Annotated in this window: 13 protein-coding genes; 12 read left to right on the top strand and 1 reads right to left on the bottom strand. The window is 39.9% G+C overall.

All coding sequences use genetic code 11. The features are described from left to right. The first annotated feature begins 99 nt into the window (after positions 1-99). The 4 genes from AC27JR_RS09960 to AC27JR_RS09975 all read left to right on the top strand — a co-directional run bounded on the left by AC27JR_RS09960 (position 100) and on the right by AC27JR_RS09975 (position 7661). Positions 100-1959 carry an alpha-amylase family protein gene (locus tag AC27JR_RS09960; protein ID WP_487173481.1) on the top strand — a complete coding sequence of 620 codons (1860 nt, stop codon included), beginning with the start codon at positions 100-102 and terminating at the stop codon, positions 1957-1959. Beyond that, positions 1949-3439 (top strand): MFS transporter, encoded by a 1491-nt coding sequence (locus AC27JR_RS09965; RefSeq protein ID WP_075169306.1) that lies wholly within the window; start codon positions 1949-1951, stop codon positions 3437-3439. Before AC27JR_RS09960 ends, AC27JR_RS09965 begins: the two co-directional genes overlap by 11 nt. A 36-nt stretch (positions 3440-3475) precedes the next feature. Next, positions 3476-5878 (top strand): glycoside hydrolase family 15 protein, encoded by a 2403-nt coding sequence (locus AC27JR_RS09970; RefSeq protein ID WP_487173482.1) that lies wholly within the window; start codon positions 3476-3478, stop codon positions 5876-5878. A gap of 70 nt (positions 5879-5948) precedes the next feature. After that, on the top strand, positions 5949-7661 hold the full coding sequence (locus AC27JR_RS09975; RefSeq protein WP_487173483.1) for an alpha-amylase family glycosyl hydrolase: 1713 nt from the start codon (positions 5949-5951) through the stop codon (positions 7659-7661). A gap of 85 nt (positions 7662-7746) precedes the next feature. Here the strand turns inward: AC27JR_RS09975 and AC27JR_RS09980 are convergent, their stop codons facing one another. Continuing rightward, positions 7747-7911: a hypothetical protein gene (locus tag AC27JR_RS09980; protein ID WP_372859778.1), complete on the bottom strand. Its 165-nt coding sequence runs from the start codon at positions 7909-7911 to the stop codon at positions 7747-7749. A 272-nt stretch (positions 7912-8183) separates the two neighbouring features. Here AC27JR_RS09980 and AC27JR_RS09985 point away from each other — a divergent pair, with 272 nt between their 5' ends. From AC27JR_RS09985 to AC27JR_RS10020, 8 genes are all read left to right on the top strand, one after another. After that, complete coding sequence (locus AC27JR_RS09985) at positions 8184-8552, top strand: hypothetical protein (protein ID WP_487173484.1); 369 nt, start codon at positions 8184-8186, stop codon at positions 8550-8552. A 125-nt stretch (positions 8553-8677) separates the two neighbouring features. Next, positions 8678-9052: a TonB family protein gene (locus tag AC27JR_RS09990; protein ID WP_372859780.1), complete on the top strand. Its 375-nt coding sequence runs from the start codon at positions 8678-8680 to the stop codon at positions 9050-9052. A 114-nt stretch (positions 9053-9166) separates the two neighbouring features. Further along, the gene (locus AC27JR_RS09995) at positions 9167-9454 is read left to right on the top strand and encodes a hypothetical protein (protein ID WP_487173485.1); all 288 of its coding nucleotides are present in this window, start codon (positions 9167-9169) and stop codon (positions 9452-9454) included. A 126-nt stretch (positions 9455-9580) separates the two neighbouring features. Continuing rightward, positions 9581-9961 (top strand): hypothetical protein, encoded by a 381-nt coding sequence (locus tag AC27JR_RS10000; protein ID WP_487173486.1) that lies wholly within the window; start codon positions 9581-9583, stop codon positions 9959-9961. A gap of 137 nt (positions 9962-10098) precedes the next feature. Next, positions 10099-10419, top strand: coding sequence for an OsmC family protein (locus AC27JR_RS10005; RefSeq protein ID WP_372859783.1), 321 nt, complete (start codon positions 10099-10101; stop codon positions 10417-10419). Between the two features lie 324 nt (positions 10420-10743). Then, the gene (locus tag AC27JR_RS10010; RefSeq protein ID WP_487173487.1) at positions 10744-11136 is read left to right on the top strand and encodes a hypothetical protein; all 393 of its coding nucleotides are present in this window, start codon (positions 10744-10746) and stop codon (positions 11134-11136) included. 161 nt (positions 11137-11297) lie between these two features. Beyond that, positions 11298-11948, top strand: a complete 651-nt coding sequence (yidC, locus tag AC27JR_RS10015; protein ID WP_487173488.1) for a membrane protein insertase YidC — start codon at positions 11298-11300, stop codon at positions 11946-11948. 27 nt (positions 11949-11975) lie between these two features. After that, positions 11976-12401, top strand: coding sequence for a GNAT family N-acetyltransferase (locus AC27JR_RS10020; RefSeq protein WP_069439490.1), 426 nt, complete (start codon positions 11976-11978; stop codon positions 12399-12401). The last annotated feature ends 21 nt before the right edge of the window (positions 12402-12422 follow it).

A 12422-nucleotide genomic window follows, 5' to 3' on the forward strand; every position in this document is an offset into this window, starting at 1 on the left:
CTGAATATGGCTGTGAATACGTATGCAGCAACTGTAACCAAGCCTTACTTAGCTTTAGTATAAACCTATAACAACACTGAAATAAAAATGACACACACAATGAAAAAAAGATTCTACACGCCGTTGCTTATATGCAGCGCATTGCTGGTGCACGGTTGCAGTGATGACAAAGAGACAAAAACAGATTTGTTAGTTAAGCAAACAGACCCAGTTAAGCCAGTGGTATATCAAGTATTTACTCGTTTATTTGGTAATACCCAAACCGCTAATGTGCCATGGGGAACCAAAGAGCAAAATGGAGTTGGTAAGTTTGCTGATTTTAACGACGAGGCATTAAAAGGCATTAAAGAGCTAGGTACCACGCATGTGTGGTACACCGGCGTTTTACATCATGCCTTGGTGGGTGATTACACTGAGTATGGTATAAAACAAGACGATCCTGATGTGGTAAAAGGGCGTGCAGGTTCGCCTTATGCAATAAAAGATTATTACGATGTAAATCCAGATTTGGCAATTAATGTTACCAATAGGCTCGAAGAGTTCAGCGCGCTAATTGAGCGTACTCACGAGCATGACATGAAAGTAATTATTGATATTGTTCCTAATCATGTAGCTCGAGATTATCACTCAATCGCTAAGCCTAACGGCGTGAAAGACTTTGGTGAGGACGATGATACCAGCAAGGCGTATGCTAAAAATAATAATTTTTACTATGTACCGGGTGAATCATTTAAAGTACCAACAAGCGACAGCTACCAAGTATTAGGTGGCAACAAACACCCTTTAGCCGATGGTCAATTTAGTGAAATCCCAGCAAAATGGACTGGCAATGGTGCACGTGCTCCAAAGCCTGATATAAACGACTGGTACGAAACGGTAAAAGTTAACTACGGTGTTAAACCCGATGGCAGCCTAGACTTTCCAACTTTACCTAAGTCGCTTGAAAACCAAGATTACCGTGCACATTATGAATTTTGGCAAGATAAAGAACTGCCAAATAGTTGGTATAAATTTAGGAATATTGCCCTTTATTGGCTTGATAAAGGGGTTGATGGCTTTCGCTATGATATGGCTGAAATGGTACCCGTTGAATTTTGGAGCTTTTTAAATTCATCAATAAAAACACATAAACCTGATGCGTTTCTACTCGCCGAAGTATATAACCCGTTGATGTACCGTACCTATATTCACCAAGGTAAAATGGATTACTTGTATGACAAAGTTGGTTTTTACGACACCCTAAAAGGGATTATGCAAGGTAAGCAACCCGCTAATACGCTATTTAAAGCACAAGCAGAAGTGGCAGACATTGAACAGCACATGCTGCACTTTTTAGAAAACCATGACGAACAACGTATCGCAAGTCCTGACTTTGCTGGCAACGCTGCATGGGGTAAACCGGCTATGGTGGTTTCTAACTTAATTAGTCGTTCGCCAACCTTGCTTTATTTTGGTCAAGACGTAGGTGAAGATGGATCTGAAAACGCAGGCTTTGGTTCGCCTACACGCACTAGTATTTTTGATTACATTGGCGTACCAGCGCACCAAGCATGGATGAATAATGGCAAGTTTGATGGCGCAAATTTAACTCCTGAGCAAGCACAGTTACGTCAATACTATATCGCAATTATGGAACTTAATGGCTTACCTGCTGTTGTTGCCGGTGATATGGCACCCTTGATGGTAACAGGCAGTGATAGAGTGGTGGGTTTTGTACGCACCCTAGGGCAGCAATCATTGTGGGTGCTTAGCAACTTTAGTCAGCAAGCGCAAACAGTCACTATTACGCTCACGCCGAATCAAGCAACTATGCTCAAACCAAACTCAACGCTATACGACCTACTAGAGTCGCATAACGGTATTTTGGTGAGCGATGAGAAACAAAGTACAACCTTTACGCTGACCCTTGATGCACTCAGTAGTGCCGTTTTAACAAATAAGGCTGATCATGAATTATAACAACAAACCAACCTTAAGCTTTTGGCAAATATGGAATATGTGCTTTGGCTTTTTAGGCATTCAATTTGGCTTTGCACTGCAAAACGGTAACGTAAGCCGTATATTTCAAACACTTGGCGCTAATGTCGACGATATTCCTATTTTATGGGTTGCAGCGCCGCTCACGGGCTTAATTGTGCAACCAATTATTGGTTATTGGAGTGATAAAACTTGGGGCAAATTAGGCCGTCGCCGTCCTTTCTTTTTATATGGCGCTATATTAACCACGTTATCGCTTTTTATTATGCCAAATTCTCCCACGCTTTGGATTGCTGCGGGTATGCTGTGGATTATGGATGCCTCAATTAACGTTACCATGGAACCTTTTCGTGCTTTAGTAGGCGACAACTTGCCAAACAAGCAGCGCGCCACAGGCTATGCCATGCAAAGCTTTTTTATAGGTGTGGGAGCGGTGGTTGCATCAGCACTGCCTTGGATGATGACCAACTGGTTTGATATTGCTAATACTGCACCGATTGGTCAAATTCCTGATTCTGTAAAGTATTCGTTTTACTTTGGTGGGGTTATTTTATTTATTGCAGTTGGCTGGACTATTGTCACCACAAAAGAGTACTCACCTGAGCAGCTCGCACAATTTAATCAACAAGAATCACAAACAACACAAACCAATATTACTAATAGCGTTAATTTTACCAAAGGCGGCGTTATTTTTAGCGGCTTAGGTTTGCTTGTTTTAGCCACAGTATTAGGGCTGGATCTGGAAAAAGAACTTTACTTGCTGGCTGCTGGGTTAGTTAGTTTTGGTGTTATTCAATTTATTGCAGCGGCATTAAAAGCTAAACAGCACACTAGCGGCGGTTTTTATAATGTAGTGAATGATGTATTCACTATGCCTGAGGCGATGAAGCAATTGGCATGGGTACAATTTTTTAGTTGGTTTGCGTTATTTGCTATGTGGATTTATAGCACCTCAGCGGTTACTAGCTTTCATTACGGTAGTACCGACACCAGCTCGTTAGCCTACAACAACGGTGCAGATTGGGTGGGTATATTATTCGCTGCATACAACGGCTTTGCCGCGATTGCTGCTTTATGTATCCCGATCATCGTTAAACGCGTGGGATTAAAAGTAGCACATGCACTTAACCTTATTTTAGGTGCGTTGGGCCTAGCGAGCTTTATGTTCATCAAAGATCCCAGTTTACTTATTTGGCCAATGATAGGCGTAGGTTTTGCGTGGGCGTCTATCTTATCACTGCCTTATGCAATGTTAAGTACTTCAGTACCGAGTCATAAAATGGGCGTTTACATGGGCATTTTCAACTTTTTCATTGTGATCCCACAATTATTAGCCGCCAGCGTACTGGGATTAATATTACGCCACTTTTTTGAAAACCAACCTATTTACGCATTAGTACTGGGCGCTGTGTCGTTTGTACTTGCAGCGGTTGCGGTATTGCGTGTTAAGCACACTCAGTAAAGTAACGAGTAAACTGAAATTAATTAAGGCTTTAAAATGAAAAAATTAAATACAATTACCACCAGTTTATTAATGCTTGGTTTAACAGCTTGTGGCGCGCAGCAAGAGCCATCAAGCAGCGCTGTAATGCAGGTATCGGCACCAGGTGCCCCTGGTGCAGAGCCATTTTGGGCTTATTCAGGCAAAACTGGTATTGGTACGTCCTTTGAGCAATACCAAAATGGTGCTTACAGCGACACTGCGGCAACTGGCACAGTGTCAAAAGTATGGTTCTCTATTGCAAAAGGTATGATCACCGAAACAATGTTTGGGCTTATTCATCAAGCGCAAATTAAAGACATGCAATTTGTGGTAGTAGGAAAGGATTTTACAGTCACAGAAGCTGACGATTTAGACGTTACCATTGACTACTTATACAAAGACGATGAAGGCCGCCCGTTATCATTAGCTTACAAAGTAGTAAGCAAAGATAAACAAGGCCGCTTTAGCCTCGAAAAACACATATTTACCGATCCTGATGGGCAAAGCTTATTTGTACGCAGTATTTTTAATACCGAGCTTGAAGGCGTTAAGGCATACGTAAGCGTTAACCCGTATGTTGATAATAACGGCCTTGATGATTTTGCTAAAACTACAGAACAAGGATTGCTGGCATGGCAAGACAACAGCTACCTTTCATTACAAGGTGCTCAGCCATTTAAACAAACAAGTGTTGGTTTTACAGGTGTGAGCGATGGTTTAAGCCAGCTTAAAACAACTCAGCAGCTTACTCAGGTTTATAAAAATACCGGTGAACAATCAGGTAATGTTAGCTTACTTGCAGAGCTGGGTGAAATTGGTGAAAACAGCCAGTTCGATTTAACCCTAAGCTTTGGTAGTAGCGAACAAATCAGCTTTAAACAAGGCCAAGCTACGTTAGCCAAAGGTTACCAAGCGGTGCTTGATAATTACAACGGTAAAGGCGAAGCGCTTGGTTGGCAAGACTACCTGCAAAGCCTTGCACCGCTAAATAACATGAGCGAACAAACCGCAGATAACGGCAAATTACTTTACACCAGTGCCATGGTACTTAAAGCGCAAGAAGATAAAACTCATGCAGGTGCGCTTATTGCCTCATTATCTAACCCATGGGGCGAAACCGTATCGGCTAAAACAGGCTCTACTGGTTACAAAGCGGTGTGGGTGCGCGACTTTTATCAAGTTGCCATGGCGTTTATGGCCATGGGCGATAATGCGACCGCTAAAACCGCCTTCGAATACCTTGAAAAAGTTCAAGTAAACAGCAAAACCCCAGGCAATAAAGGCGATACAGGCTGGTTTTTACAAAAAACACATGTTGATGGTGAACTAGAATGGGTGGGCGTACAACTTGACCAAACAGCAATGCCACTCATGCTTGCTTGGAAACTCCATCAAGCTGATGTTTTAACAGATGCAGAGCTGAGCGATTGGTATAGCCGTATGTTAAAGCCCGCAGCAGACTTTTTAGTTGAGGGTGGCCGTGCAAACATTCTATGGAACGATACACAAATAACGCCGCCAGCCACTCAGCAAGAACGCTGGGAAGAGCAAGAAGGGTATTCGCCATCAACCACCGCCGCGGTTGTTGCTGGTTTAATTACTGCAGCCGATATCGCTAAACTAGCAGGTGATGATGCCAATGCAACACGTTACCTAAATACAGCTAAGCGTTATAACAATGATATTGAAAAATTAATGTTTACAACGGCTGGTAATTTAGAGTCGAGCGCTTCTGATGGTGAATATTTTATTCGCATTGGCCAAGACAAAGACGCCAATTCAAATACTAAAATTAACGCTAATAATGGCCGTGAAGGGTTTAATAAAAAGCAAATACTTGATGGTGGCTTTTTAGAACTCGTTCGCTATGGCGTACGCGATGCACTATCGCCTAGCATAGTAAAAACACTGCCAGAATATGATGACGAAACCCTAACAGATAACCTACAAGTTAAATACAGCTTTGAGTTTACTGACGGCAGCGGCACATTTGCAGGCTACCGCCGCTATGGTAACGACGGATACGGTGAAGACGAAGTAACTGGCGCTAACTATGCCGAAGGTGGTAAAAACAGCCCAGGGCAGCGTGGGCGAGTTTGGCCATTTTTTACCGGTGAACGTGGTCATTACGAAATTGCCGCCGCAAATGCCAATAATAGTTTAGATGCAACAAAACAGCAGGCTATTAAAAATAGCTATGTAAAAGGGCTAGAGCAATTTGCTAACCAAGGGATGATGCTACCTGAACAAGTATGGGATGGTGTAGGCATTAATAAAGCGGGTTACACGTTAGGCGAGGGTACTAACTCGGCCACACCATTGGCGTGGACACATGCGGAATACGTTAAGCTAGTGCGCTCACTAAGCGACAAGCAGGTATGGGATCATTACCCGGTGGTAACTAAAGCACTAAAATAACCGCAAACTAACTAACATAGCCGTAGTAAAATACGGCTATGTTATTTATTACAATAATAACGAGGCTGAAATGAAAACATTTACCTTGAGCGCATTAGCATTAGCAATCATGCTAACAGGCTGCCAAAGCGCACCATCATTAAATAACGTCACTAATAACACCGAAACATCGCCACTAAATACTGAACAACAAGCAAATCCGTGGTGGGAAAACGCCATTTTTTACCAAATTTGGCCCCGCAGTTTTTACGACAGCGATGCTGATGGTCATGGCGATTTTAATGGTATGACCCAAAAGCTCCCGTATCTACAAGAGCTTGGCGTTAACGCATTGTGGTTAACCCCGATGTTTGAAGCACCTTCTTATCATGGCTATGATTTTACTGAATTTTACCAAGTAGAAAACGACTACGGCAGCATGGCCGAGTTTGAAGCCTTTATAAAAGCTGCTGACGACAAAGGCATGAAAGTCATACTTGATTTAGTTATAAACCATATATCAAGTAACCATGAATGGTTTCAGCGTTCAGCAAATAATGAAGCCCCTTATGCAGATTACTTTATTTGGCGCGACGATATGCCAAAAGCCGGAAGTGGTTGGGGACATGCTTGGAGTAATAACGACCAACCCGACGCAGTATGGCATTGGAATGAAACACGTCAGCAGTATTACTATGGTGCGTTTGGAGCAAGCCAACCTGACTTGAACTTACGCCACCCTAATGTTGTTGCCGAAATGGAAAAAATGGCTAAGTTTTGGCTTGATAAAGGCGTTGCAGGGTTTAGATTAGACGCAGTACGTTTTGCAATGGAAGGTGGCGCAGATGCGCAAGCCGATACCGACGAAACTATTGCATATTGGCAGCACTTTAACCAATACGTAAAAAGCGTTGATCCAGAGGCGTACTTAGTAGGTGAAGCATGGGCTGACATTCCAGTTGCGGCAAAATACTTTGGCGAAGGTAAAGGCCTCGATCAAGGCTTTGATTTTGAAGTAGGCTATAAAATATTAGGCTTATTAAAACCCGATGCCAGTGGTGAAGCGCAATTTGGCACCATGCAATCTAACCACAAAATCAACGCAGTTGATGCCAATGTGCTCAAACAAAATTTACAACAGCGTATTGATTCAACTGCACCACTTGATTTTTTTGCACCGTTTTTAACTAATCACGACCAAGAACGAGTGGCTTATCAACTTGCTGAACAAGACGATAAGGCAAAACTTGCCGCCGCCATGTTATTTAGCTCTCCTGGCACGCCGTATATTTATTACGGTGAAGAGATTGGTTTAACACAAGGTGGCACAGGTCACGATGTGTATAAACGCGCACCAATGCAGTGGAATAACAGCAACCAAGCTGGTTTTACTCAAGCTCAAACAAGTTGGGTTGAGCAGGCTGAACTGTTTGGTGATAATTACACCCAGTGGTGGCCTGAATATTTAGCACAGCAAATTAATGCTGCTGATCGCAATGTAAAAACGCAACAAGCACAATCTAATTCACTGTGGCGTTTATATCAGCACTTAATCGCACAAAAAATACAGCGCCCAGAGCTGGGTATCAAAGGCAGTTATGAATTAACACAACACAACAACGGCCTTGTCGAAATAACCCGCGAGTTAAACGGCAGTAAAAGTATGTTTGTACTTAACTTAACCGCTAACCCGCAAAGCATCAGCAGTATTAAACGCGATCGGTTAACGCCAAGCTGGCAACACGACCTCAATGGCGAGCAACTCGCTGGCTATGGTTTGTTGTTACTGAATAACACACTGTAATAAAATTACACAAAAGGGGCTAACATACGTAAGCCCCTTTTGGTAAAAGTGCTTTTATTGCATTCCCCCCAAGTTATAGCGCATTTTAATGAGCCATAATTAGCTTAACTTCTTCTGGCGTCATGGCGCTTATCATGAAAATGAATATAAGATGCAATCCACCTTGGTAGGTGTCCACGGTACGTAATGAATACTGACGCACCAACATATATTCAGCGATGTAATTTAAAAATGTTGAACGCGTTTTCATATCATCACCAATGTCGATAGCTGTATAAATATACTGTCTAGTTGTTTTGCTCCCATATTCTAGAAAACGAACAACGAGCGCATTTTCTTCTTTGTTATTATATTTAGTAGCAAGGAATAATTATAGCTAGCAATGAGTTAAGTTGTTTGTTAAAAAGTAATTAATAAATATAATTAGCTTGACGTTGGCAGAAATATACGCGACGAGCGCACTATAAAGTTGTTATGTACCTAAATATGAATCTGAGCTCGTTTAATCAATTGATTATAAGTTTGTCTGCTGGTATCACAGCATTAGACTTTGCTTACTTGCCTTCAAAAGATGGCATATTTTCATCTTTGTATATTGTTCCTGTAGCTTTGTTTTTAATTTTTACGTTGTCTCTATTAACATCTAGACGTAATTACAAAATTGCAGCTTTTAAAATAGTCTTCGCTTATTCAATGTATAGCGTAATGTTCGTTGGTATTTTACTTCCATTTGGGCAAGCTATTTCATTTCTAATCGAGTCAGGTTTTAATTTCCAAAGTTGGCAAAATATATATGGTAAATGGGCATTAATACAATTTAGTTCAGGTATCGTATTTAGTATTATTTCGCTCTATGCATTTTTTGGTTTAAAGCGTAACATCGGTACATAACAATTCGCTCAAAAGGACAAAAAACAGTTGGTTTTTGCTCCTTTGTCGCTTATTTTAACCAACTATTTTTTGCCTCTTAGCGAGGCGTTGTACGCTACTGAACATTCAAAAAAATAAGGATATTTATGAAAAAAACTATTGTAATCATTGTCGCCACATTTCTTTTTGGTTGCTCTGCAACGCCAAATCTTTCAACTGAAGCAATTGAAGTTCAAGCCGAAAATTTGAACCAGTATTGGGAAATGAAATCAAAATCTTTCAGCTTCTCTTCCCCCAGAAATGTAGCAAAGCGACCCGACGGCTATGTAAAGGTCCGGTACTTAATTGATTCGAATGGTAAGGTATTTAATCCAGAGATAGTTGAATCGGTACCAAAAGGTGTTTGGGACGATCAAGGTTTGAAAGCTGTAAATCAAATAGAGTATAAGCCATCTCAATCGAACACCAATAAAAAACCTGTGTACGTGACGACGGAATTCCATTTTGGCAGCACCGTATAACAAGTCAATAAACCCACTCACTTCGTTCGCTGGGAAGCATACACGCGGGGCGGCTTCGCCATTATGCTCCACGTGTATGCCGCCCGTTATTGAAAAGTTATGTTTTAGTCAGGTATGGACGAAAATTTACAGAAAAAAGTAGATATTGCAGTTGGATTGAGCCGCCTTGCAGGTGGTACATTGATTTTTGTTGGTAGTATATTGGTATTCGTTTTCGCTCAAGCAGCGCTAGACCCGAATGCTGTAATTGAAATTAATGGTTTTCTAACCAAAGATCAAACGGATAAAGTTATGGCCGCCATTTTTAGTGCTTTGTTTCCAACATTAGGTCTGTTTCTATCTTTTGCTCCAGCAAAGCTTCTTGATAAATGGGCAGCAAAAATAATTGGTCGTTTGAGTTAATCTCAAACATAACAAGCGCCTAAACCCCGACAATGTTGTGTTGTTATGGTTTTGGCAAACAACGCAAAAAGCCACGCCAACACATTGTGTATTAGGCCGGTGTAATGTTTCACAAGGAAATTGACAGTGAAGTTTATCCTTTTAGCTTTATTTATATTAGCATTTCAAGTGCAAGCGGGCTGTTCAATTTCAGAAGAGACACAGCGGGGCTTAAATCAGAAATATGGAAACGATATTTCTATAGAAACAAAGCTGAGGGATTCAAGCTATTATGTCGTTATTAGCCTCCCACTAACTATTACCAATCAAGAATTCAAAGCTGTCTGGCTGTTCATTGATAGCATAGATGAGCCAACATTTGTTGCTCCGTTAGAGACTTTCCAAGAAGGTGACAAATTTATAGCGTGGTATGAGATTGATGCTGATCTGATAAGAACCCATTATGTGGGAACTTCATTTGGCGAAGATTGCGGAATTAGTGTGATCAAGGAAGTAATTTACAGATGAAACATAACATCCCAATAAACGTTCGCTGGGACGCATACACGCAGGGCGGCTTAGCCACTATGCCTTACGTGTTTGCGCCCATTATTGGAAAGTCATATTGCTAAAAAGTACAGTGTATTTTCAGCATCGGAGAATAAATGAAAAAGGAACTTACAGATATATTTGAAGTTGATTCAGTTCTAAAAACTCTTGTTCTTTGCGTACTCACAATGGGTTCTATAGCCGCAAAAAATAAGTATGTGATTGATTCGTACATTGATAATGCTGTAGGTATTATGGAAAAAGACAGTGAAGGTAAAATATCAATGACTCAAGTTACCCTTAAACCACATGTGAAATTTTTAGGTGATAAGCAACCAACAAGGGAACAACTTGAAAAAATGCACCATCAATCGCACCAACAATGTTTTATTGCTAATTCGGTTAAAACTAAAATTATTACTGAAATCATCCCTTAAAGCGCGATTATAGATGAATAAAATACTGTTAATGTTTTCTAATAGGCGCATTTTAGTTAACTATCACTTTTATTAATATCGCTCTATTTATTCAAGAACAGCTCGTATAAAGTGATTGTTTTATAAAAGTTTGAAACTTAATGACTTTTAAATATATACATTAAAAATATGGTGGAATTTTTGGAAGTCTCACTTAGTAATATTCTCTATATTTCAGCGAGAGTCGATTTTTCTAAACTTCTCTGAACGAAATTCGATAGTAAATAAAAGATATATTAAAGTAGCTGTTGTTGGGTGTTTTTTAATTTAGGTATTAAGGTCGATATGCAAAATTTAGTATACAAATATGGACAAAGAGTTATTTCTTTTCTGATCGTTATTACATTGCTCGTTAACTGGGAAATGTTTTCAATTATAGGGGCGGTTGGATTGACGCTTGCAAATAACTTGCTAATAATTATATGGATTATTCTTTTATTTACCTCTGCCATAGGGTTATATCTAAAGAAAAACTGGGGATTCTTTTTCTTTTATCCTGGGGTATTACTGACAACAATTGGTTTCTCTATTCCTCTTATTCCTTTTGTTATTAGTGTTTTTGCATTTGAGTTGAGGCCTTGGATAATGATCGGCATAAACTCGATGCTTTTAATGTTTGCTTTATGGACACATTGGTTAAAGCATGTAATTAATAAACCACCAAAACAAGTACACTAGATTTAATAAAATATTTTTAGTCGCGCTGCAATCTTCACATGACTAAATATCAGAATCTAAACCACAGTTAAATAGCAACCCATTTTTAGTTTAAAATAAACTGTTGACATAATATGTCGCAGTGGTTACTTTTAATACATAATATTAAAAGGAAAACTAAAATGGAAATTTGGAATTTATTTACTGATTTGATCGTGCAATCAATCATCTTTTTTACTCAAGATGTGGGCGTAAGCCAAGCGGCTGCTATTATTTTGTTTACCGTTATTGGGCGATTAGTTTTAATGCCGATTAACCTTGTAGCTATGGCTAATATGGTTAGAAATAAAAAAGCAATTGCCGCACTAAAACCTGAGCTAGATAGCATAAAAAACAACTATAAAAACCAGCCCAGCGAAATCGCAAAATTAACTATGGCGCTGTATAAAAAGCACAACATTAAGTTTATCGATAAAAAAAGTGTGATTAATATGGCAAGCCAAGGTGTATTTGGCCTTGGAACTTTTCAAGCTCTGCAACAAATTATATTTACTAGTAAGTTTGCCTGGATTGCCAGTATTGCAAAGCCTGATATTGCGCTTTCGTTACTAGTGGGGGCTATTACATATTTATCTATAATGATGATGCCTGGTAGCGCAGAGCAAACCAGCACCTTATTGTTCCTAATTCCCGCAATTATTTGTGTTGTTACTCTGGTTAACTTTCCTTCTGCAATTGGTTTGTACTGGGCTGCATCAAGTAGTACTAGCTTGTTGCAGTCATTATTAGTAAATAAATATTTTAAAAACCAGCAAGCACAACAAGTTTTGTAAAGGTCGCTAAACAAAGGAATGGCAATAATGAATATGTGTTATCAGCCCACAGCCGATTTAATGGCTTCTGCACAGTTAACCTATACCAATATGCGTGGATATTATGAGCATTATGGTGTTGATTGGCAGCAACTTAAAATATGTGAGCAAATTTCAGACCTTGAAAATTGGGATGTTTTGTTAAATGGCGATGTAGTGGGTGCAATGCGCTTGGCTTTTGATGATGAGGGGTGCTATATACGTGACTTACAAGTAGATGCTGCGTTTCAAAATATGGGTATTGGTGCTGCAGTAATTAATGAGGGTGCTCGTTTAGCTGTGCACAGAGGTGCTATGCAACTTAGGCTTCGGGTTTTTAAAATAAGCCCTGCGCACAAGCTTTACACACGCTCAGGTTTCAACATAGATAAAGAAGACGACAGATTTTATTATATGTCTAAAAGCTTAGTTTAATGAGCGTGACTTTTATTTTAA

The organism is Pseudoalteromonas sp. NH0006-26, from assembly GCF_057552415.1.